Origin of the sequence: Streptomyces sp. L2 (assembly GCF_004124325.1) — a bacterium.
GTDB lineage: Bacteria > Actinomycetota > Actinomycetes > Streptomycetales > Streptomycetaceae > Streptomyces.
Map to the genome: position 1 here is coordinate 6,499,831 of NZ_QBDT01000001.1, position 22,121 is coordinate 6,521,951.

The window sequence follows — 22,121 nt, forward strand, 5'->3', positions numbered from 1 at the left end:
TCACTCCTGGCCGAGCGGCAGCAGCCCGCGCTCGGCGAAGACCTTCTTGGCCACGAACGTGGCGTTCAGGGCCTTCGGGAAGCCGCAGTAGACGGCCGCGTGCAGCATCGCCTCGACGATCTGCTCCGGGGTGAGACCCACGTTCAGGGAGGCGTTGACGTGCACCTCCAGCTGGGGCTCGCAGCCGCCCAGCGCGGTCAGCATGCCGATGGTCACCAGCTGGCGGTCGCGCGGGGCCAGCTCGGGCCGGGCGTAGATCTCGCCGAAGCCCCAGGACACGATCTGGCGGCCCAGCTCGGGGCTGATGTCCGCGAGGGAGTCGATGACCCGCTGTCCCGCCTCGCCGTCGACGCTGCGCAGTACCTCCAGGCCGTGGTCGAAGCGCTCTTCACGGGTGGTGCTCTCGCTCATGTCAGGTCGTCCGTCCCCGTCCGCCGCTCGCGCGGCGGCCGTCCGTAGTATGCGTCGGGTGCTGTCCAGCGTGACTGGAACGCTGGAACGCTATGACTTCGAGTGTGCTCAAGGTCAAGTCGGCCATGCTGGCAGCCGACGCGGAACTGGCGAAAGACGTTTTCTCCTTGATATCGAGACAGATCCTCACCTTCGGGGTGGTGGGCGCGGTGAACACGGCCACGTACTACCTGCTCTACCTGCTGTTCCTCACCTGGCTGCCCTACCTGGCCGCCCACACCCTCGCCTTCGTGCTCAGCATGGTCGGGTCCTTCTTCCTGAACGCGCGCTTCACCTACCGCACGCGGCCGACCTGGCGGAAGTTCCTGCTGTTCCCCCTGACGAACGTCACCAACTTCGTGATCACCACGGCCACCGTCTACGTGATGGTCGACCTGCTGCGCACGTCCAGCCGCTTCGCCCCCCTGCTGGCGTCCGCGGCGGCGATCCCGGTGACCTTCCTCGTCTCCCGCCGGATCATGCTGCCTCGGAGATCACCCGGCACGATTGCATAAACGTGCAGGGATACGTATAGTCATGCCATCCAGAGGAGGGTGGACATGGCGGTACGTGCGGCGGTGGCCGGAGCGAGCGGATACGCGGGCGGAGAACTCCTGCGCCTGCTCCTCGCACACCCCGAGGTCGAGATCGGTGCCCTGACCGGCAACTCCAACGCCGGGCAGCGGCTCGGCGCGCTCCAGCCGCACCTGCTGCCGCTGGCCGACCGGGTGCTGGCCGAGACGACGGCCGAGCAGCTCGCCGGGCACGACGTCGTCTTCCTGGCGCTGCCCCACGGGCAGTCCGCCGCCGTCGCCGAACAGCTCGGCCCGGACGTCCTCGTCGTCGACATGGGCGCCGACTTCCGGCTGACGGACCCGGCCGACTGGGAGCGGTTCTACGGCTCCCCGCACGCCGGCACCTGGCCCTACGGCCTTCCCGAACTTCCGGGTGCCCGTGCCGCGCTGGAGGGGTCCAAGCGCGTCGCGGTGCCCGGTTGCTACCCCACCGCGGTCTCCCTCGCCCTGTATCCGGCCTACGCGAGCCGGCTCGCCGGGCCCGAGGCCGTGATCGTCGCCGCCTCCGGCACCTCCGGGGCCGGCAAGGCGCCCAAGCCGCACCTGCTGGGCAGCGAGGTCATGGGCTCCATGACCCCCTACGGCGTCGGCGGCGGCCACCGGCACACCCCCGAGATGATCCAGAACCTCAGCGGAGCGGCCGGCGAGCGGATCTCGGTGTCGTTCACCCCGACGCTCGCACCCATGCCCCGCGGCATCCTCGCCACGTGCAGCGCGGCGGCCCGGCCCGGCGTCACCGCCGAGTCCCTGCGCGCCGCCTACGAGAAGGCCTATGCCGACGAGCCGTTCGTCCACCTGCTCCCCGAGGGCCGGTGGCCGGCCACCGGCTCCGTGTACGGCTCCAACGCCGTCCAGGTGCAGGTGGCGTACGACGCCGAAGCCGGCCGGGTCATCGCGATCAGCGCCATCGACAACCTGACCAAGGGCACCGCGGGCGGTGCCGTGCAGAGCATGAACCTCGCCCTCGGTCTCGCCGAGACCACCGGATTGACCACGATCGGAGTCGCGCCGTGAGTGTGACGGCAGCAAAGGGATTCACGGCGGCGGGCATCGCCGCCGGGATCAAGGAGAACGGCAACCCCGACCTGGCCCTCGTGGTCAACACCGGGCCCCGCCGCGCCGCCGCCGGCGTCTTCACCTCCAACCGCGTCAAGGCCGCCCCCGTGCTCTGGTCCGAGCAGGTCCTCAAGAGCGGGCAGGTCACCGCCGTGGTCCTCAACTCCGGCGGCGCCAACGCCTGCACCGGCCCCAAGGGCTTCCAGGACACCCACGCCACCGCCGAGAAGGCGGCCGAGGTGCTCGGCACCGGCGCGGGCGAGGTCGCCGTCTGCTCCACCGGGCTCATCGGCGTCCTGCTGCCCATGGACAAGCTGCTCCCCGGCGTCGAGACCGCCGCCGGGCAGCTCTCCGAGCACGGCGGCGAGAAGGCCGCCATCGCCATCAAGACCACCGACACCGTCCACAAGACCTCCGTCGTCGCCAAGGACGGCTGGACCGTCGGCGGCATGGCCAAGGGCGCGGGCATGCTCGCCCCCGGTCTCGCCACCATGCTCGTCGTCCTCACCACCGACGCCGACCTGGACGCCGCCACCCTGGACCAGGCCCTCAGGGCGGCCACCAGGGTCACCTTCGACCGCGTCGACTCCGACGGCTGCATGTCCACCAACGACACCGTGCTGCTCCTCGCCTCCGGCGCCTCGGGCCTGACCCCGGACCACGCCGAGTTCGCGGAGGCCGTACGGCAGGTCTGCGACGACCTCGGCCAGCAGCTCATCCGGGACGCCGAGGGCGCCGGCAAGGACATCAAGGTCGAGGTGGTGGGCGCCGCGACCGAGGACGACGCCGTCGAGGTCGGCCGCTCCATCGCCCGCAACAACCTCCTCAAGTGCGCCATCCACGGCGAGGACCCCAACTGGGGCCGCGTCCTGTCCGCCATCGGCACCACCTCAGCCGCCTTCGAACCGGACCGGCTGAACGTCGCCATCAACGGCGTCTGGGTGTGCAAGAACGGCTCCGTCGGCGAGGACCGCGACAAGGTCGACATGCGCTACCGCGAGGTCCACATCGTCGCGGACCTGGCCGCCGGCACCGAGACCGCCACCATCTGGACCAACGACCTGACCGCCGACTACGTCCACGAGAACAGCGCCTATTCGTCATGAGCAATGTGACCCGCAAACACACGGCACTGCCCAAGGCCCAGATCCTCATCGAGGCGCTGCCCTGGCTGACCCGGCACCACGGCAGGATCGTCGTCATCAAGTTCGGCGGCAACGCCATGGTCGACGCGGAGCTGAAGGCCGCCTTCGCCCAGGACGTCGTCTTCCTGCGGCACGCCGGCCTCAAGCCGGTCGTCGTGCACGGTGGCGGCCCGCAGATCAGCGCCGCCCTCGACCGGCACGGCATCGTCAGCGAGTTCAAGGCCGGCCTGCGCGTCACCACCGAGGACGCCATGGACGTCGTACGGATGGTGCTGGCCGGCCAGGTGCAGCGGGAGCTGGTCGGGCTGCTCAACCAGCACGGCCCGCTCGCCGTCGGCCTCACCGGCGAGGACGCGCACACCATCACCGCCACCCGGCACCGGCCCGAGATCGACGGCGAACTGGTCGACATCGGACGGGTCGGCGAGATCACCGACATCGACACCGGCGCCATCGAGGCGCTGCTCGCCGACGGCCGCATCCCGGTCGTGTCGTCCATCGCCCGCTCCCAGGACGACGGGCACGTCTACAACGTCAACGCCGACACCGCGGCCGCCGCGCTCGCCGCCGCCCTCGGCGCCGAGACGCTGATGGTCCTCACCGACGTCGAGGGCCTCTACGAGAACTGGCCCGACTCCGACGAGGTGATCAGCCGCCTCACCGCCTCCCAGCTGGAGAAGCTGCTGCCGGAGCTGTCCTCCGGGATGGTGCCGAAGATGGAGGGCTGCCTGCACGCCGTGCGCGGCGGCGTGCACACCGCCCGCGTCATCGACGGGCGGGTCCAGCACTCGATCCTGCTGGAGATCTTCACCGACGAGGGCATCGGCACGATGGTCGTGCCCGACGAGCCCGACGACCACGAGGGGGAGTCATGAGCAACCAGGAGCTGACCGCGCGCTGGCAGGGCGCGCTGATGAACAACTACGGCACGCCGAGGCTGCCCCTCGTGCGCGGCGAGGGCTCCACGGTCTGGGACGCCGAGGGCACCCGATACCTCGACTTCGTCGGCGGCATCGCGACCAACGCCCTCGGCCACGCCCACCCCGCGATCGTCGAGGCCGTGACCCGGCAGATCGGCTCCCTGGGCCACATCTCCAACTTCTTCATGGCCGAGCCGACCGTCGCCCTCGCCGAACGCCTGCTCGGGCTGTTCGGCCGGGAGGGCAGGGTCTTCTTCTGCAACTCCGGCGCCGAGGCCAACGAGGCCGCGTTCAAGATCGGCCGGCTGACCGGACGGACCCATGTCGTCGCCACCGAGGGCGGCTTCCACGGCCGGACCATGGGCGCCCTCGCGCTCACCGGGCAGCCCGGCAAGCGGGAGCCGTTCCAGCCGCTGCCCGGCGACGTCACCCACGTGCCCTTCGGCGACGCGCAGGCCCTGGCCGCCGCCGTCACCGAGGAGACCGCCCTCGTCGTCATCGAGCCCATCCAGGGCGAACTCGGCGTCGTCGTCCCGCCGCCCGGCTATCTGAAGGCGGCCCGCGCCATCACCGCCGCGACCGGCGCCCTCCTCGTCCTCGACGAGGTGCAGACCGGCATCGGCCGCACCGGGCACTGGTTCGAGTACCAGGCCCACGACGGCGTGCTGCCCGATGTCGTCACCCTCGCCAAGCAGCTCGGCGGCGGCCTGCCGCTCGGCGCCACCGTCGCCTTCGGACGCGCCGCCGACCTGCTCCACCCCGGCCACCACGGCACGACCTTCGGTGGCAATCCGGTCGCCTGCGCCGCCGGACTCGCCGTCCTCGACACCATCGAGTCCGAGGGCCTGCTGGAGAACGTCAAGCGGCAGAGCGGCCAACTCCGCGACGGGATCGAGTCCCTCGGCCACCCGATGATCGACCATGTCCGGGGCGCGGGCCTGTTGCTGGGTATCGTGCTCACCGGGCCACACGCGTCACAGGTGCAGCAGACGGCCCAGGAGGCCGGTTTCCTGGTGAACGCGCCCGCCCCCGACGTCGTCCGGCTCATGCCGGCGCTGAACATCGGCGACGACGAGGTGGACGCCTTCCTCCGGGCGCTGCCCGGCATCCTCGGCGCGGTGGACCCGGGACACGGGGACGGACGATCCGGAGAATGAGACGACGATGAGCCAGGCGCAGGAACACGAGCACGCGGAACAGCCGGGCGCCGGGCCCGCCGTACCGCAGACCCGCACCGCACGCCACCGCCGGATCGTGGACATCCTCAACCGGCAGCCGGTGCGCTCGCAGAGCCAGCTGGCCAAGCTGCTCGCCGACGACGGGCTGAGCGTCACCCAGGCGACGCTCTCCCGCGACCTCGACGAGCTGAACGCGGTCAAGATCCGCAACACCGACGGCGACCTGATCTACGCGGTGCCCAGCGAGGGCGGCTTCCGCACCCCGCGCGCACCGCTCGGCGGGTCGGCCAAGGAGGAGCGCATGCGGCGCCTCTCCCAAGAGCTGCTGATCTCCGCGGAGGCCTCGGCCAACCTCGTGGTCCTGCGCACCCCGCCGGGTGCCGCCCAGTTCCTCGCCTCGGCGATCGACCAGGCCGAGCTGCACGACATCCTCGGCACCATCGCCGGCGACGACACCCTGCTGCTGATCAGCCGCGAGCCGGACGGCGGCCAGGCCCTCGCGGACCACCTGCTGCGGCTGGCGCAGAACGGGCACTGACCCGGGTGCGGGCCCCGAGCCCGCGGCGGACAATGGGTGGGTGATCTTCCGCAGCCGGCGGGCAATCCCCTGGCGGTGGTCGGCCGTATACACAGGTGTGTCGGGTTTCCGGTTCCCCGTCGGGCGCCTCCCGGACGAGGCTCTCCTCTCCGGGCTGTCCACGGGCGACCCGGAACTCGCGGTCACCTTCGTACGGAGGTTCCAGCACCGCGTCTTCGGTGTCGCCATGGCCGTCACCGGGGACCGGCAGCTCGCCGAGGACATCGCCCAGCAGACCTTCGAACGGGCCTGGCGCCACGCGCAGATCTACGACCCGCGCCGCGGCTCGGTCACGACCTGGCTGACGACCATCGCGCACAACCTCGCCATCGACGCCGTCCGCGCCCGCCGGACGCAGCCGGTGCCGCCCGAGGACCTGGACGCGCTCCTCGGCATCGTCACCGAGACCCCCGAGCGGTGGGCGCTGGCCGACGAGGCCTCCGCCCAGCTCCGGGCCGCCGTGGCGCGGCTGCCGCGGGAACAGGCTCGTGCCCTGGTGATGGCGGGCATCTACGGCCTGACGGCCCAGCAGGTCGCCGACTCCGAAGGCATCCCGCTGGGCACCGCCAAGACGCGGATACGGGCCGCGATGGGCAAGCTGAGGACCACGCTCGCGGCACCGGGGCCGCAGAGCCGAGGCGACCATGACCAGTGACGTGACCTGCGAGAGGGTACGGGCGTACGGCGCCGAGCTGGCGCTGGGCGTGCTGCCCGGCCGGGAACGCGCCGAGACGGTCGCCCACCTGGACCGGTGCGCGGACTGCCGGGAGCACGTCGGGCAGCTCACCCTGATCGGCGACCGGCTGATCGGCCTGCTCCCGGACCGCGAACCACCGCTCGGGTTCGAGTCCCGGGCGGCGCTCCGCATGACCCCGGCCGCGCCGACGCTCCAGGAACGCCCGCAGCCCCGCGGCCCCGGACGGCTGCGCCAGGGCCTGCGGGGACCCGCCCGGCGTGCCCGGCTGCGGATCGCGTCGGCCGCGGTGGCCGCGGCGGTCGTCTGCGGCTTCGGCGGCTGGGCCGTCGGCACCGCCGTCGAACAGGTCGCGTCCTCCTCGACGGCCTCGTCCGCCGTGGAGTCCGAACCCCTGCTGGTCGGTGACCTCACCACGCCGGGCGGCCGCGGCCGGTCCGTCGGCGAGGTCTACGCCCACCCCGGCAGCCCCGGCTGGATCTTCGTGTCCCTCGACGCGGCCGCCTCGGGCACGCCGTACACCGGCCGGGTCGTCTGCCTGCTGGAGCACACCGACGGCAGCTCCGTCCGCGTCGGTGACTTCGCGGTACGCGACGGGCACGGCGAGTGGGGCGTGGCGGCCCACGTCGACCCCGCCGCGCTGTCCGGCGCCCGCCTGCTGTCCACGGGCGGCACGCTCCTGGCCCGGGCCCAGTTGCAGACCGGGCACATCCAGACCCCGGCGGACTGAACCCGGCGGACGGAGCGGCTCAGACGCGGGGAGCGGGGCGCTGCCGGACGGGGAGGGTCGCGTCGAGGGCGGCGGCCAGCGCGGCGACGATGGGCCGGGACGCCGGGTCGGGCAGCAGACAGCGGTCGATGGCGGCGGCCAGCGCGGACGGCAGCCGGCGCCGGGACACGACCGGCGGGGCGCTCTCCTCCAGCTGGGGATACCAGTCGCCGGGACCGTCACCGAACGGGCCGCCGCCGCTCCCGCCGTCGGAGTCGTCCCCGCCGTCCGAGTCGTCCGGGTCGTCCACGGTCTCGCCGGGGTCGAACGGCACGTCACCGCAGGCGACCTCGAACAACGTGACGCCGATGCCCCACACGTCGGCGGCGGCCGTCAGCGGCCCGCCGCGGGCCTGCTCCGGCGAGAGGTAGCCGAACGTGCCCAGCCCGGCCGGCGCCGGACCGGGGGGCCGCGCCACGCTGAGATCGAGCACCTTCGCGTGCCCGCGGTCCACCACCACGTTGGACGGCTTCAGGTCCAGGTGCAGCAGGCCCCGGCCGTGCAGGTAGTGGACCGCCGAGCACAACTGCACGCCGAGCAGCGCCACGTCGGCGGCGGACGGCCGGCGCCGCAGCCGGTCCACCAGGTGGGACAGCGTCTCCCCGGTCAGGGTCTCCAGGACCACGAGCGGCTCGGGGCCGTCGAAGGCGTCGTAGCCGCGTACCAGGTGCGGATGGCTGAACTCGCGCAGCCAGCGGCCCTCCCGCAGCAGCCGTCCGGTCATCCGCGGCTCGTTCCGCCGGTCGGGCCGCACGACCTTGACCACGCACCGGCAGTCCCGCTCCGCGCTCCAGGCGTCGTACACGTCGAGCCAGCCGGTGCGGGTGAGGTGGGCGAGGATCTGGTAGCCGGGGGCCGGCCGGGCGCCCGGGGCCAGGAGTGGCGGGGCCCGCCGGACGCTGGAGACGCTCACGACAGCACCTTCTTGCCGTCGGGGAGCCCGGTCATGGCGTTCAGCCGGTGCAGGCGGGCGTACGGTCCCTCGTGCCGGAGCAGGTCCTCGTGGGCGCCCTGTTCGACGACCCGCCCCTGGTCGAGGACGACGACGCGGTCGGCGTCCCGGACGGTGAGCAGGTTGTGGGAGATGACGACCGTGGTCCGCCCGGCCATCAGCCGGCGCAGCGGGTCCATGATCCGCCGCCCGGAGCGGACGTCGAGCCCGGTGGTCGGCTCGTCGAGCAGCAGCACGGGCGCGTCCCTGATCATCGCGCGGGCGATCGCCAGGCGCTGGCACTGGCCGCCGGACAGGGTCCGGCCGCGCTGGCCGACCAGGGTGTCGTAGCCCGCCGGGAGGCGCTCGACGAACGCGTGGGCGTCCGCCGCGCGGGCCGCGGCGACGATCTCCGCGTCGGTCGCTCCCGGCCGGCCGTAGGCGATGTTCTCGCGCACGGTGCCGTGGAAGACGAGGGTCTCCTGCAGCACCACCGCGACGCTCTCCCGCACGTCGGTGAGGCGCAGCTCGCGCAGGTCGGTCCCGTCGAGGAGGACGGCTCCCCGGTCGGGGTCGTAGAAGCGCAGTTGGAGCTTGGCGACGGTCGACTTGCCGGCGCCGCTGGCCCCGACCAGCGCCAGGGTCTCGCCCGGCGCGACGTGGAAGGAGACGTCCGTCAGGGCCCAGGCCGGTGAGCCCGGATAGCGGAAGCCGACACCGTCGAAGGCCACCTCGCCCCGTACCCGGCCGGTCCGCCGGGCGCCCGTGGCCTCGGCGACCTGGGGCCGCTGGTCCAGGAGTTCGATGATGCGTTCGGCCGAGGCGGAGGCCGCGTAGAAGGTGGTCCCGAGGTGGGACAGGGAGCGCACCGGGCTGTACAGCTTGGTGATGAGGGCCAGGAAGACCAGCAGCCCGCCCAGCGTGAGCTGGCCCTGGGCGAGCTTCCAGGTGCCCAGCCCCATGACCGCGAGACCGCCGGACACCTCGATGATCTCGACGACGGGACCGTAGACGGCACGGATCCGCGCCGACGCCATCGCCGCCCGGAACCGGCCCTCGTTCTCCGTGTCGAACCGGCGCTCCTCCCACTCCTGCCGGTTGTACGCCTGCACCAGCGCGACGTTGCCCAGCGACTCCTCGGCGATGGCGCTGATCGAGCCGCTGCGCCGTCTGCGTTCCCGCGAGGCGTCCTTGATCAGCCGGGAGAAGTGCCGGGCGGCGGCCCAGAACAGCGGCACGATGAACAGGGCGAGCAGGGTCAGGTCCCAGCGCAGGTAGACCAGCAGCCCGAGGAAGACGCCGAGCCGGACCACGTAGTAGAGGGCGTTCGCGACGCCCGAGAGCAGGAACGTCTCGACCGCGTCGACGTCGCCGGTGACCCGGGACAGCACGTCCCCGAGCCGGCGGCGCTCGAAGAAGCCGAGGGAGAGGCCCTGGACGTGCCGGAACACGTCGGAGCGCAGCCCGAGCAGGAACCGTTCGCTGACCCAGGTGGAGGTGACGTCGTCCGCGTAGCCGAGGGCGCCCGAGCAGATGATGAGGCCCAGGTAGGCCGGTGCGATCCACAGGAAGGGATGCAGGTCCCGGGGGACGAGCACCTCGTCCACGACGACCTTGAACAGCCAGATCTCCGCCGCGTCCACGCACGGGCCGATGAGGCTGAACAGGAGGATCGGCGCGAACCAGCGCCGGCCGCCCCGGGTGTAGGGCCAGAACCTCCGGAACACCTCGCGCAGCGGCACCGGGGGCGCCGCCGCGACCACGGCGTCGGAGGACGACCGCGGAGCGGACCGGGTCCTCCGGACTCCGGTCCGCTCAGCCGGCATGTGTGGTCACCACTTGTGACCCGAGTTGTTGTGGCGGTTCGTCCGGCGACGCCGACGCTGCCTGCGCATCGACGTGTCGTCGACCTGAGAGGTCGTGTCCTTTCCGTTGCGATCGTGGCCGAACTTGGCCGGGAAGAGACTGCTGAAGATCGCCATGGTGTTCCTCCCGAAACATGCGACACCTGTGATACGAGGCAGGAGTGCGCCCGGATGGCCAATCAGGTGAAATTTCGGGAGGAAAATCACAAGACGCAGGTGAGGGCGGTGTTCGCCTCTCCGCCTGTTCAGCCCAGCCGGTCGGCCAGTCCCGCGGTGCAGCGGACCTCGTCGCCCGCCGTGATCAGCAGGGCCTCCACGTCCGGCAGGGACTCCAGCCAGGCGAGGCCGGCTCGCGACCCCATCGCGAAGGCGGCCGTGGCCCAGCAGTCCACGAAGGTCAGGCGGGGGCCCACCACGGTGACCGAGACCAGGTCCGTGACCGCCGAGCGGCCGGTGCGCGGGTCGACGATGTGGTCCCCGCGCTCCGCCGTGCCCGATGTCGCCACCGACAACTCGGCCACCCCCGCGGCCGAGATCACCGCCGCCAGCCCGCCCGGCCGGAGCGGATCGGCCACCCCGATCCGCCACGGCCGCTGCGGCTCCGGCGCACCCAGCATCTGCACATCCCCGCCGCCGTTGACGCTGACCCCGCACACCCCGTCGACCTCGGCCAGCTCCCGCGCGGCCCGCTCCGCGGACCAGCCCTTGACGATGCCGGTCGGGTCGAGCGAGCCCCGGTACCGGGTGCTGAACCAGCCCTCGCTCAGCCGCTCCGCCTCGGCCGCCAGCTCCAGCACCTCGGTGACGTCGGGGGAGCAGTCGCCCAGAGCCAGTTCGCCCCGGGCGAGCCGGGACACCTCGCTGTCCGGCCGGTAGGTGCTGAACAGCGCGTCGGCCCGGTGCAGGCCCGCGACCGCCTCCTGGAGCGCGGCCCGTACGGCACCGGGTTCCCCGCCGCGGACGTCGAAGGAGAAGACGGTGCCCATGACCTCCTCCGCGTGCCGCACCGCGACGGGAGTGCCGTCCGGCCCCGCCGCCGGGTCAGACACCGGCCTGGTCCAGCGCCGACTGCAGCGACTCCTTGTACCCGTCGCTCGTGTAGGTGGCCCCGGACACGGCGTCGATGTGCGCGGACCCCGTCGTCACCGCCTCCACGTTGAGCTTCGGCACGGCGAGCGCGGTCTTCTGGTCGCTGATCCCGCCCTTGGGCGCCTGGAGTGCCTCCGCCCTGACGATCCTGCCCCCGCTGACCGTGATCCGGACCTGCACGGTCCCGTAGTCGGTCCGCACGGCCTTCCCGGTGACGGTACGGCCCTGCGCGGAGCCGGAACCTGAACCGGAAGCTGAGCCGGAGCCGGAGCCGGAGCCGGAACCTGAACCGGAAGCTGCACCCGAGCCGGAAGCTGCACCTGAACCCGAACCGGACTTGGCACCCGACCCTGAAGGCGACCCCGCACCGGACCCGGACGAGGCCGGCTTCACCTTGTCCAGCGCCGACTGCAGCGACTCCTTGTACCCGTCGCTCGTGTACGTCGCCCCGGACACCGCGTCGATCCGCGCGCTCTGGGCCGTCACCGCCTCCTGGTTGAGCTTCGGCACGGCGAGCGCGGTCTTCTGGTCGCTGATCCCGCCCTTGGGCGCCTGCACCGCCTCCGCCTTGGTGATCTTCCCGTCGCTGACGGTGAGCCGCACCTGCACGGTCCCGTACTGGGTCTGCGTCGCGTCCCCCGTGACCGTCCCGGTGCCGCCGGGCCGTACCCCGCCCTGGGCTCCGCCCTGCGGTGACTCCTGCCCGGCCGCCGAGCGCTGCGGGGCCCCGCCGGCCGCCGTCGCCGGGGCCGCGTTGCCCGCGGGCTTCAGCGACAGCAGCAGCACGACCCCGGACACGGTGGCGGCGCCGGCCAGCACGACACGCCGGAGGGGGTGGCTCTTCCTCATCTCTTCCAAGCTCCCGTTCGTCCGTCGCTCACATCTCGAACGACTCGTGATGGATGCGGCGGGCGGGAACCCCCGCGCCGCGCAGTGCCTCGTACACCGACTGCGCGAAGCCGGGCGGCCCGCACAGGAAGACGTCGTGCCGGTCGATGTCCGGGATCTTCCGCTCCAGGTTCTCCGCGGAGATGTCCGGCCGCTCGCCCTCCGGGCTGTTCACCGCGTACATCAGCCGGGCGCCCCGCTCCTCGGCGATCGCCGCCAGCTCGTCCCACAGGGCCAGGTCCTGCGTGGTGTTGGCCCGGTACAGCAGCGTGATGTCACCGGCCGCCCCGGGCAGCGTCTCGAACAGCGCCCGCATGGGCGTGATGCCGACCCCGCCCGCGACCAGCAGCACCTTGCCGCGGCTGCGGCGCTGCGCGGTCAGCGCCCCGTACGGCCCCTCCGCCCACACCCGGGTGCCCGGCTCCAGCTCCCGCAGCCGGGCGCTGTGGTCGCCGATCGCCTTCACCGTGATCCGCAGCATGTCCGGGCGGGGCGCCGCCGACAGCGAGTACGGGTGCGAGCTGAACCGCATGCCGGGGGAGAGGAACCGCCAGCGGAAGAACTGGCCCGCCTCCGCGCCCATCCGGTGCAGCCTCCGTCCGCCGATCAGCACCGACACGATGCCCGGCGTCTCCTCGACGACGGCCTCCACCCGCATCCGGTGACGCAGGTTCAGCCGGACCGGGGTGAGGATCCGGTACCACACGACCAGCGCGGTGACCGAGCCGTAGAGGCCGTACCAGAAGGTCTTCGCGACCGGGGTCAGCGCGAAGTCGTTGCCCGTGCTGATCTGGTGCCAGAACGTCAGGAACACCGCCGCGTACGTCATCAGGTGGACGTGGTACCAGCCGTCGTAGGGCAGCCGGCGGCGGACCACGCCGACCGAGGTCAGCCCGATCACCAGCAGCAGGCCCGTGCCGATCGCGGCCTTGCCCATGTCCGGCAGCTGTTCGACGGAGTCGACGGTCTGCCCGACGATGTCGCCGAGCGACTTGCCGGCCTGGAGCGCGTACCCCCACATGATGAGGAAGACGTGCGCGAGGACCAGGCACAGGGTGTACCGGCCGCTCATCGCGTGCCAGCGGGCCACCCGGTCGGAGCCGACGCGCCGCTCCAGGGCGGGCACGCGCGCCATCTGGAGCACGACCAGGGCCATCAGGTAGCCCGCCAGCAGGCCGGTGATCCGGCCCGCGTTGAGGATTCTCCCGTTGTCGTCGGCGATGGACGGCGTGTTCTGCCACCAGAGCCACAGCACGGCCGCCGCGCCCGCCCATACGGCGATCAGCAGCGGGACGGCCGGGGAGCGGCGTGGGCGGATGCGGCGCATCGTCTGTCGTCGGGCGGCACGTCCGCCCGCGAGCGTGGTGGTCACGGTTCCTCCGTGGGGACTTGACCCATGGCCCACTGATACGCACCGGCCCCGCTCCGTGTTCAGACGCCCGCCGAGTCCAGCGCGGACTGGAGTGACTGGCGGTAACCGTCGCTGGTGTAGGTCGCCCCGGACACCGTGTCGATCCGCGCGCTCTGCGCCGCCAGCGCCTCGCGCCGCAGCTGGGGCAGGGCGTAGCTGTTGATCTCCTGGTCGCGCGGGTTGTCCTCCGGGTAGCTGACGGCCGTGACGTCGGTGAGCCGCCCGTTCGTGAGGGTCACCCGCACACGGACCGGTCCCCAGCGGGTCTGGACCGTCTCGCCGGTGGCGGTCTTCGTCCCCGAGGCGGCGGCCGGGGAGTCGTCCGCACCGGTGGCCGAACTGCTCGACGAGGAAGGCGGCTTGGCGTTCGCCGTCACCACCGTCGGTGTCGTGTGCGGCTTCAGTGACAGCAGCAGCACCATCCCGGAGACGGTGGCCGCGCTCGCCAGCACGATGCGGCGGAAGGGACGGTTCTTGTTCAACGCGTGCACAGCGGGCCTCGCACCTCTCGCAGGACACTCATGATGAGGACGGTCATGACGCGCGGCGCCCTCACAGCTCGAACGACTCGTGGTGGATACGGCGGTCGGGCACCCCCGCCGCCCGCAGCGCCCCGTACACCTCCTGGGCGAAGCCGTGCGGGCCGCAGACATAGACGTCGTGGCCGGACAGCCCCGGGAAGGCCGCGCGCAGCGACTCCGCGGTGATCGGCGGGCGCTGCCCCCGCGGCCCGTTGAGCGCGTACCGCACCTGCGCGCCGCGCCAACGGGCGATCGCCTCCAGCTCACCGCCCAGCGCCAGGTCCTCCGCACCCCGCGCCCGGTACAGCAGGGTGACCTCGCCGGGCAGGGTCTCGAACAGGGCCCGCAGCGGGGTGATGCCCACCCCGGCGGCGATCAGCAGCGTGCGGTGACTCGATATCCGGTCCGCGGTGAGGGAGCCGTACGGCCCCTCCGCCCACACCCTGGTGCCGGGCCGCAGGAGCGGCACGGCCGCGCTGTGGTCGCCGAGCGCCTTGACGGTGATCCGCAGCAGGTCCGGGCGCACCGGCGCCGACAGCGAGTACGGCGTCGACGTCCAGCGCATCCCCTCCCCGAGGAACCGCCAGCGGAAGAACTGTCCCGGCCGCGCCCCCAGTTCGTCCAGGTGCCGCCCCCGCACGACGACGGAGTACACACCCGGCGCCTCCCGGTGCACCGACTCCACGCGCAGCCGGTGCCGCCGGTTCAGCCGGACCGGCGCCAGCACCCGGAACCACAGCACCAGGGCCGCGGCCCCCAGGTACAGGGCGTACCAGACGGCGGTCGCCACCGGCTCGCCGTTGAACTCGTCCCCCAGGGTCAGCTGGTGGAAGAAGGCCAGGAACACCGCCGCGTACGTCAGCAGGTGGACGTAGTACCAGAACTCGTGACGGGTGCGGCGGCGCACGGCCCGCGCCGAGGTGATGCCGACGGCGAACAGGATCAGCGTGCCGGCGGTGGCCTTGAGCATGTCCGGGTAGTCCAGGACGACGGTCACCGCCTCGTGCCACAGCGAGGCACCGTCCTGCGCGGCGTACCCGGAGAGGATCAGTGTGATGTGCGCCACGAGCAGACAGACCGTGTACCGGCCGGCCATGGCGTGCCAGCGCGCGACCCGGTCCGAGCCGATCCGGTTCTCCAGCAGCGGAGCCCGCGCCATCAGGGCGACCAGCACCGCGCACGCGTAGCCGCACAGCAGCCCGGCGATCCGGCCGGCACCGGTCAGCACGCCCGCCGTCCCCACCACGGACCCGGTGTCCGCCCACCACAGCGCGACCACGCCCGCCGCCCCCGCCCACAGCAGCGCCAGCACCGGCCCTGCCGGGGAACGCCGTACGGCCGGGGGCAGCGGCGGGGCCGCCCGCCTCGCGTCCACGGTGGTCATCAGTCGTCGTTCCCTTCGTCCGTCGGCCCTGCCACTGTGCGGCGCGCAGCTCTGAGGAACCTCTCAGCGGACCCGTCCGGAGCACATTCACAACAAACTCAGAAGGGGCCCCGGCGACCCCCGCCACCCCGCAGGAGCGATGCTGGAGACGCGATGAACACGACCCGCTCCGGCCGCCCGGCCCTCACCCGACCCGACGGCACCCCGCTCCGCGTCCTCGTCGTCGACGACGACCCCGACCTCGCCGAGGTGCTCACCGGGGCCCTGCGCTACGAGGGCTGGGAGGTGCGCGGGGCCGGCGACGGCGTCTCGGCGGTCGCCACCGCGCGCGAGCTGCTGCCCGACGCCGTCGTCCTGGACGTGATGCTCCCCGACACCGACGGCTTCACCGTGCTGCGCCGGCTGCACGAGGTGCGGCCCGGCGTCTGTGTGCTCTTCCTCACCGCCCGGGACGCGGTCGAGGACCGCATCGCCGGCATCACCGCGGGCGGCGACGACTACGTCACCAAACCCTTCAGCTTGGAGGAGGTCGTCGCCCGGCTGCGCGGCCTCCTGCGCCGCGCCGGCATGGCCCGCCAGGCGGAGGAGGGGCCGCGGCTGGCCGTCGGCGACCTGGTCATGGACGAGGAGGCCCGCGAGGTGACCCGCTCCGGCGAGCTGATCGAACTCTCCCCGACCGAGTTCGAACTCCTGCGCTTCCTCATGCGCAACCCCCGCCGTGTCCTGAGCAAGGCCCAGATCCTCGACCGCGTCTGGTCGTACGACTTCGGCGGCCGGGCCCATGTCGTCGAGCTGTACATCTCCTACCTGCGCAAGAAGGTCGACGCCGGCCGCGAACCCATGATCCACACGGTGCGCGGCGCCGGCTACGTCCTGAAGCCGGCGGCCTGATGCGCTCCGTACGGCACCTGCCCCGCCCCCGCACCCTGCGCGCCCGCCTCACCTTCGGCCTGGTGGTGCTGCTCGCCGTGAGCTGCGCCGCCGTCGGCCTGGCCGCGGTCGTGGAGCTGAACGGCTTTCTCACCCAGCGCCTCGACGAACAGCTCGTCCAGGTCGGCACCCGGTTCCCGGAGAGCCTGGAACACCAGGGCCTGGTCCCGGACGACCACGACGGCGACGAGTACGGCGACACCCGCCGCCAGGCCACCGGCACCTTCGGCGCACGCCTGGTGCACGGCGTCATCACCAACAAGGGCCTGATCCGCTCCGGCGACCCGTCCGCCGACCTCGGCGTGAACCTCACGGCCACCGACCGCGCGCGCCTCGCCGCCCTGCCCGCCGACAGCAGACCGCACACGGTCGAACTGTCCGCCCTCCACGACTACCGGGTCCTCGCCCGCCCCGGCCGCGACGGGGACGTCCTGATCGTCGGCCTCCCCCTGGAGTCCGTGCAGGCCGCCGTCCACCGGCTGGAACTGGTGGCCGGGATCGTCTTCGGCCTCGCCCTGGTGGTGGCCGGCGTGGCCGGTGCCGGCTGGGTCCGCTGGTCGCTGCGCCCGCTGAGCCGGGTCGCGGCCACCGCCACCCGGGTCAGTGAACTCCCGCTCGCCAGTGGGGAGGTCGCGCTGCCCGCGCGGGTGCCCGAGTCCGACCCGCACGGTGAGGTGGGCCGGGTGGCCGCCGCCGTCAACCGCATGCTCGGCCACGTCGAGGACGCCCTGACCAAGCGGCACGCGAGCGAGGAGCGGCTGCGCCGGTTCGCGGCCGACGCCAGCCACGAGCTGCGCACCCCGGTCGCGTCGGTGCGCGGCCACGCCGAGCTGGCGTTGCTGCATCCGGGGCCGGTGCCGCCGGAGGTCACGCGGGCGCTGGAGCGGATCACGGCCGAGTCGGCCCGGATGGGGGAGATGGTCGACGACCTGCTCCTGCTGGCCCGCCTGGACGCCGGCCGCCCGCTGGAGTCCCTGCCGGTCGACCTCACCCGCCTGGTGCTGGACGCGGTCACGGACGCGCGTGCGGCGGGCCCCGGGCACGGCTGGACCCTGGACCTCCCCGAGGAACCGGTCACGGTCACCGGCGACGCCCACCGCCTGCACCAGGTGTTGGCCAACCTGTTGGCCAACGCCCGTTTGCACACACCCGTGGGCACCAAGGTGACGGTGACCCTGGACTCCGGCCCGGAGGGGGCCCGCCTCGTCGTGCACGACGACGGTCCCGGCGTCCCGGAGGACATCCGGCCCCACGTCTTCGAACGCTTCACCCGCGCGGAACACCGCCGCCGCCCCCACGCCCCGGGCGGCGGAGCGGGCCTGGGCCTGTCGATCGTGGCGGCGGTGGCGGAGGCGCACGGGGGGAGCGTGGAGCTGGAGAGCAGCCCGGGCGCGACGACGTTCACCGTTGAACTTCCGACCAGTGAACCCACGTAGGGGCGCGGGGAACCGCGCACAGAGGCTCAGTACCGGGTGACCGCCGTAGCCCCGCCGGCCGTCCCGACGGCGATGTGCGGCTCCTTGGAAGGTTCGGCCCACTGGACAATCCGCCGCATGTCGGAATAGGGCACCGACACACACCCCGCCGTCGCCCCCCGCCCGTTGACGTGCAGAAAGATCCCGGCCCCCCGCCCCCGCACGGGCCGCTGGTAGTTGAACCCGATGGCGAGCCCGTACGAGTACTGCGGCCGGTAGGACACCAGGTGCTCGGACTCGGCGCCCCGGCAGTCCGACGGCAGCGGATCGACCCAGCGGTTGTAGGCGCGGGACGCGGTGTCCTCGCACCACCACGAACTCTCCAGCACCGGCCGGTACTCGACGGTCGTACCGCTCGGCGGCGCCTCGATGCCGAAGCCGAACGGAATGTCGTAGAGCCCGGTCGGTGTGGTGTTCGTGCCCTGCTTGCGTGACGTGCCCTCGACCAGCCCGTTGGCCCCGAACCGCGCCGGTGCCGATCCGGCGCGTACCCACCGGCCGTCACGCAGGTCCCACCAGCTGACCGTGCCGGACGTCGAGTCGGTTCGCGGGGCCTGGGCGACGATCAGCTGGGTTCCGCCCCCGGTGTTCGCCAGCCGCTCCGGCAGTGGCGGTTCCGCCCCCGGCGCCGCACCGAGCAGGCAGGCGACGGACGCGGAGACGAGGGCGAGGGCGAGACCGGGGCGCATGGCTCAGACGCTAGAGGGCGGCAGGGGGAGCGGCAGCCCGGGTAGGCCATCCAGGCTCGTCGCGACGTGCTCCTTCTTCTCGAAGTAGGCGTTCAGCGATGCGTCGTCCTCCCGCGCGAACCGCTTCCCGTGCAGATCGCGGTCCTCCTCGTACGCCATGAAGGGCAGGGTGTAGCCACACGTGTCCCGCACCAGGCCGGCGTGCACCACGATGACCGCGCGCAGCCCGTGCGTGCCGGCGTCGATGCCGGGGAAATGACTCAGCAGCTCCGGGAAGCGCGGGTCGTCGCGGAAGACCGGCTCTCCCCGGCCGTGCACGCGCACGATGTTCGGCGGCCCCTGGAAGGCGCACCACATGAGGGTGATCCGCCCGTTCTCCCGCAGGTGCGCGATCGTCTCGGCGTTGGAGCCGGCGAAGTCGAGGTAGGCGACGGTGAGTTCGTCGAGGACGGCGAAGGAGCCCTTGAGGCCCTTGGGCGAGAGGTTGACCGTGCCGTCGCCGGACAGCGGTGCGGTGGCTGTGAAGAAGAGGGGCTGCTCCTCGATGAAGGTCCGGAGCCTGCCGTCTATGCGCTCATAGGTCTTTCCCATGGCAGGTGATTATCGGCGGAGATCCTTCGCCTGTCTAAGTAAATATCGTGCGGGAGACTCCCGGGCGCGCCCTGATTGACGAATCATGCGGAGTTCTGCATACTCATGCATGTCAGCGAATGCACTGTGAGGAGAAACCCGTGACCGAGCGCGTCGTACTCGCCTACTCAGGCGGTCTGGACACCTCCGTCGCCATCGGCTGGATCGCCGAGGAGACGGGCGCCGAGGTCATCGCCGTTGCGGTCGACGTCGGCCAGGGCGGCGAGGACCTGGACGTCATCCGCAAGCGCGCCCTCGCGTGCGGCGCCGTCGAGGCCGAGGTCGCCGACGCCAAGGACGAGTTCGCCGACGAGTACTGCCTCCCGGCGATCAAGGCCAACGCCCTGTACATGGACCGCTACCCGCTGGTCTCCGCCCTCTCCCGGCCGACGATCGTCAAGCACCTCGTCGCCGCCGCCAAGAAGCACGGCGCCACCACGGTCGCCCACGGCTGCACCGGCAAGGGCAACGACCAGGTCCGCTTCGAGGCCGGCATCGTCGCCCTCGCCCCCGACCTGAAGTGCATCGCCCCCGTCCGCGACTACGCGATGACCCGGGACAAGGCGATCGCCTTCTGCGAGGCCAAGCAGCTCCCGATCGCCACCACCAAGAAGTCCCCGTACTCCATCGACCAGAACGTCTTCGGGCGTGCCGTCGAGACGGGCTTCCTGGAGGACATCTGGAACGCCCCGATCGAGGACATCTACGAGTACACCTCCAACCCGGCCACCCCGCGCGAGGCCGACGAGGTCGTCATCACCTTCAAGGAAGGCGTCCCGGTCGCCGTCGACGGCAAGCCCGTCACCGTGCTCCAGGCCATCCAGCAGCTCAACGAGCGGGCCGGCGGCCAGGGCATCGGCCGGATCGACATGGTCGAGGACCGTCTCGTCGGCATCAAGTCCCGCGAGGTCTACGAGGCCCCCGGCGCGATCGCCCTGATCACCGCCCACCAGGAGCTGGAGAACGTCACCGTCGAGCGCGAGCTGGCCCGCTACAAGCGGCAGGTCGAGCAGCGCTGGGGCGAGCTGGTCTACGACGGCCAGTGGTTCTCCCCGCTCAAGCGCGCCCTGGACGGCTTCATCAACGAGGCCAACCAGCACGTCTCCGGCGACGTCCGGATGACCCTGCACGGCGGCCGCGCGGTCGTCACCGGCCGGCGCTCGGAGTCGTCGCTGTACGACTTCAACCTGGCCACGTACGACACGGGCGACACGTTCGACCAGGCGGCGGCGAAGGGGTTCATCGACATCTACAGCCTGTCGTCGAAGATCGCCGCCAAGCGGGATCTTGCCTGAGAGTTCCGTTGCGGCGCGGTGAACGGTGCGGGTCGTATGTGGCTGGTCGCGCCGTTTCCCGCGCCCCTTCGGGGCGCTGACATCACCCTTTTCTGAGGAGCGCAGGTAGTGAGCAGCAACAGCGGTGACGTACGGCTCTGGGGCGGCCGTTTCGCCGACGGTCCCGCCGAGGCCCTGGCGAAGCTGTCCGCGTCCGTCCACTTCGACTGGCGGCTGGCGCCGTACGACATCGCCGGTTCCCGTGCCCACGCGCGCGTGCTGCACAAGGCGGGGCTCCTCACGGACGACGAACTGACCCGGATGCTGGCCGGACTCGACCAGCTGGAGGCCGACGTCGCCGACGGCTCGTTCGTGGGCACCATCGCCGACGAGGACGTCCACACCGCCCTGGAGCGCGGTCTGCTGGAGCGGCTCGGCCCCGACCTCGGCGGCAAACTGCGCGCCGGCCGGTCCCGCAACGACCAGGTGGCCACCCTCTTCCGGATGTACCTGCGCGACCACGCCCGGATCATCGGCGGCCTGATCGCCGACCTCCAGGACGCCCTGGTCGGCCTGGCCGAGGCCCACCCGGACGTGGCCATGCCCGGCCGCACCCACCTCCAGCACGCCCAGCCGGTCCTGTTCGCCCACCACGTGCTGGCCCACGTCCAGTCCCTGTCCCGGGACGCGGAGCGGCTGCGCCAGTGGGACGAGCGCACGGCGGTGTCGCCGTACGGCTCGGGCGCCCTGGCCGGCTCCTCCCTCGGCCTGGACCCGGAGGCGGTGGCGAAGGACCTCGGCTTCGAGCACGGCAGCGTCGCCAACTCCATCGACGGCACGGCCTCGCGTGACTTCGTGGCCGAGTTCGCCTTCATCACCGCGATGATCGGCGTGAACCTCTCCCGGATCGCCGAGGAGGTCATCATCTGGAACACGAAGGAGTTCTCCTTCGTGACCCTGCACGACGCGTTCTCCACGGGCTCGTCGATCATGCCGCAGAAGAAGAACCCGGACATCGCCGAGCTGGCCCGGGGCAAGTCCGGCCGCCTGATCGGCAACCTCACCGGCCTCATTGCGACCCTGAAGGCGCTGCCCCTCGCCTACAACCGGGACCTCCAGGAGGACAAGGAGCCGGTCTTCGACTCCTGCGACCAGCTGGAGGTCCTCCTCCCGGCCTTCACCGGCATGATGGCCACCCTCACGGTGAACCGCGAGCGCATGGAGGAACTGGCCCCGGCCGGCTTCTCCCTCGCCACCGACATCGCCGAGTGGCTGGTCAAGCAGGGCGTGCCGTTCCGGGTGGCGCACGAGGTCGCCGGCGAGTGCGTGAAGGTCGCCGAGGCCGACGGCAAGGAACTGGACGACCTCACGGACGAACAGTTCGCCAAGATCTCCCCCCACCTCACCCCCGAGGTCCGCACCGTCCTCAACGTCCCCGGCGCCCTGGCCTCCCGCGACGGCAGGGGCGGCACAGCCCCGAGCGCGGTAGCCATCCAACTGACAGAACTGAAGCAGAACGTGGCCCGGCAGCACACGTGGGTCAACGCCAAGAAGCAGCGCTGATCCAACACCGCTGAGTTGCAGCGCCCCAAAAGGGGCGCGGGGCTGTATCGATGTGCGGCTCCGCCGCGTGGGCGCGAGAAGCACAACGCACCCGCACTCGCCAAAGG

At 72.2% G+C, this 22,121-nt stretch carries 23 protein-coding genes; 12 read left to right on the plus strand and 11 right to left on the minus strand.

The genetic code is table 11. From position 1 onward, the window contains the following. On the minus strand, positions 1-411 hold the full coding sequence (locus tag DBP14_RS29140) for a carboxymuconolactone decarboxylase family protein (RefSeq protein WP_129310118.1): 411 nt from the start codon (positions 409-411) through the stop codon (positions 1-3). Positions 412-536: 125 nt separating this feature from the next. On the opposite strand from DBP14_RS29140, the gene DBP14_RS29145 reads away from it, so the two are divergent. The 8 genes from DBP14_RS29145 to DBP14_RS29180 all read left to right on the plus strand — a co-directional run bounded on the left by DBP14_RS29145 (position 537) and on the right by DBP14_RS29180 (position 7,325). Further along, complete coding sequence (locus DBP14_RS29145; RefSeq protein WP_129312143.1) at positions 537-965, plus strand: GtrA family protein; 429 nt, start codon at positions 537-539, stop codon at positions 963-965. A 45-nt stretch (positions 966-1,010) separates the two neighbouring features. Further along, the gene (gene argC, locus DBP14_RS29150) at positions 1,011-2,039 is read left to right on the plus strand and encodes an N-acetyl-gamma-glutamyl-phosphate reductase (protein ID WP_129310120.1); all 1,029 of its coding nucleotides are present in this window, start codon (positions 1,011-1,013) and stop codon (positions 2,037-2,039) included. Then, a complete protein-coding gene (argJ, locus tag DBP14_RS29155) occupies positions 2,036-3,187 on the plus strand; it encodes a bifunctional glutamate N-acetyltransferase/amino-acid acetyltransferase ArgJ (protein ID WP_129310122.1) in 1,152 nt (383 codons plus the stop codon). The genes argC and argJ overlap by 4 nt, the downstream gene beginning before the upstream one ends. Further along, on the plus strand, positions 3,184-4,101 hold the full coding sequence (gene argB / locus DBP14_RS29160) for an acetylglutamate kinase (protein ID WP_129310124.1): 918 nt from the start codon (positions 3,184-3,186) through the stop codon (positions 4,099-4,101). The genes argJ and argB overlap by 4 nt, the downstream gene beginning before the upstream one ends. Then, positions 4,098-5,303 (plus strand): acetylornithine transaminase, encoded by a 1,206-nt coding sequence (locus DBP14_RS29165; RefSeq protein WP_129310126.1) that lies wholly within the window; start codon positions 4,098-4,100, stop codon positions 5,301-5,303. The genes argB and DBP14_RS29165 overlap by 4 nt, the downstream gene beginning before the upstream one ends. Before the next feature lie 7 nt (positions 5,304-5,310). Beyond that, positions 5,311-5,862 carry an arginine repressor gene (locus tag DBP14_RS29170; RefSeq protein ID WP_129310128.1) on the plus strand — a complete coding sequence of 184 codons (552 nt, stop codon included), beginning with the start codon at positions 5,311-5,313 and terminating at the stop codon, positions 5,860-5,862. Between the two features lie 97 nt (positions 5,863-5,959). Further along, positions 5,960-6,556, plus strand: a complete 597-nt coding sequence (locus tag DBP14_RS29175; protein WP_129312144.1) for an RNA polymerase sigma factor — start codon at positions 5,960-5,962, stop codon at positions 6,554-6,556. Then, positions 6,546-7,325: a zf-HC2 domain-containing protein gene (locus DBP14_RS29180; RefSeq protein WP_129310130.1), complete on the plus strand. Its 780-nt coding sequence runs from the start codon at positions 6,546-6,548 to the stop codon at positions 7,323-7,325. Before DBP14_RS29175 ends, DBP14_RS29180 begins: the two co-directional genes overlap by 11 nt. Before the next feature lie 19 nt (positions 7,326-7,344). Here the strand turns inward: DBP14_RS29180 and DBP14_RS29185 are convergent, their stop codons facing one another. The 8 genes from DBP14_RS29185 to DBP14_RS29215 all read right to left on the minus strand — a co-directional run bounded on the left by DBP14_RS29185 (position 7,345) and on the right by DBP14_RS29215 (position 15,453). Next, a complete protein-coding gene (locus DBP14_RS29185; protein WP_241741063.1) occupies positions 7,345-8,277 on the minus strand; it encodes a serine/threonine-protein kinase in 933 nt (310 codons plus the stop codon). Further along, positions 8,274-10,121, minus strand: coding sequence for an ABC transporter ATP-binding protein (locus DBP14_RS29190; protein ID WP_129310132.1), 1,848 nt, complete (start codon positions 10,119-10,121; stop codon positions 8,274-8,276). Before DBP14_RS29190 ends, DBP14_RS29185 begins: the two co-directional genes overlap by 4 nt. 6 nt (positions 10,122-10,127) lie before the next feature. Further along, positions 10,128-10,277, minus strand: a complete 150-nt coding sequence (locus DBP14_RS36245) for a hypothetical protein (protein ID WP_164992426.1) — start codon at positions 10,275-10,277, stop codon at positions 10,128-10,130. A 128-nt stretch (positions 10,278-10,405) separates the two neighbouring features. Next, entirely contained in the window at positions 10,406-11,146 is a 741-nt protein-coding gene (locus DBP14_RS29195) for an FAD:protein FMN transferase (RefSeq protein ID WP_129312146.1), read from the minus strand. Between the two features lie 55 nt (positions 11,147-11,201). Beyond that, a complete protein-coding gene (locus DBP14_RS29200) occupies positions 11,202-12,098 on the minus strand; it encodes an FMN-binding protein (protein ID WP_129310133.1) in 897 nt (298 codons plus the stop codon). 28 nt (positions 12,099-12,126) lie between these two features. Next, complete coding sequence (locus DBP14_RS29205; protein WP_164992427.1) at positions 12,127-13,509, minus strand: ferredoxin reductase family protein; 1,383 nt, start codon at positions 13,507-13,509, stop codon at positions 12,127-12,129. Between the two features lie 59 nt (positions 13,510-13,568). Continuing rightward, positions 13,569-14,039: an FMN-binding protein gene (locus DBP14_RS29210; protein ID WP_129310135.1), complete on the minus strand. Its 471-nt coding sequence runs from the start codon at positions 14,037-14,039 to the stop codon at positions 13,569-13,571. A gap of 61 nt (positions 14,040-14,100) precedes the next feature. Next, positions 14,101-15,453: a ferredoxin reductase family protein gene (locus DBP14_RS29215; protein ID WP_129310137.1), complete on the minus strand. Its 1,353-nt coding sequence runs from the start codon at positions 15,451-15,453 to the stop codon at positions 14,101-14,103. A 153-nt stretch (positions 15,454-15,606) separates the two neighbouring features. On the opposite strand from DBP14_RS29215, the gene DBP14_RS29220 reads away from it, so the two are divergent. Together DBP14_RS29220 and DBP14_RS29225 are read left to right on the plus strand one after the other, a co-directional pair. Then, positions 15,607-16,344 (plus strand): response regulator transcription factor, encoded by a 738-nt coding sequence (locus tag DBP14_RS29220; RefSeq protein WP_129310139.1) that lies wholly within the window; start codon positions 15,607-15,609, stop codon positions 16,342-16,344. Beyond that, on the plus strand, positions 16,344-17,819 hold the full coding sequence (locus tag DBP14_RS29225) for a HAMP domain-containing sensor histidine kinase (RefSeq protein WP_129310141.1): 1,476 nt from the start codon (positions 16,344-16,346) through the stop codon (positions 17,817-17,819). Before DBP14_RS29220 ends, DBP14_RS29225 begins: the two co-directional genes overlap by 1 nt. Before the next feature lie 26 nt (positions 17,820-17,845). On the opposite strand, the gene DBP14_RS29230 is transcribed toward DBP14_RS29225, so the two are convergent. Then, positions 17,846-18,547 carry a L,D-transpeptidase family protein gene (locus DBP14_RS29230; protein WP_129310143.1) on the minus strand — a complete coding sequence of 234 codons (702 nt, stop codon included), beginning with the start codon at positions 18,545-18,547 and terminating at the stop codon, positions 17,846-17,848. A gap of 3 nt (positions 18,548-18,550) precedes the next feature. Next, positions 18,551-19,138 carry a pyridoxamine 5'-phosphate oxidase family protein gene (locus DBP14_RS29235; protein ID WP_129310145.1) on the minus strand — a complete coding sequence of 196 codons (588 nt, stop codon included), beginning with the start codon at positions 19,136-19,138 and terminating at the stop codon, positions 18,551-18,553. Positions 19,139-19,278: 140 nt separating this feature from the next. Between DBP14_RS29235 and DBP14_RS29240 the strand changes: the two genes are divergently transcribed. Continuing rightward, the gene (locus DBP14_RS29240; RefSeq protein WP_129310147.1) at positions 19,279-20,472 is read left to right on the plus strand and encodes an argininosuccinate synthase; all 1,194 of its coding nucleotides are present in this window, start codon (positions 19,279-19,281) and stop codon (positions 20,470-20,472) included. 108 nt (positions 20,473-20,580) lie between these two features. After that, on the plus strand, positions 20,581-22,014 hold the full coding sequence (gene argH / locus DBP14_RS29245) for an argininosuccinate lyase (RefSeq protein WP_129310149.1): 1,434 nt from the start codon (positions 20,581-20,583) through the stop codon (positions 22,012-22,014). Positions 22,015-22,121: the final 107 nt, after the last annotated feature.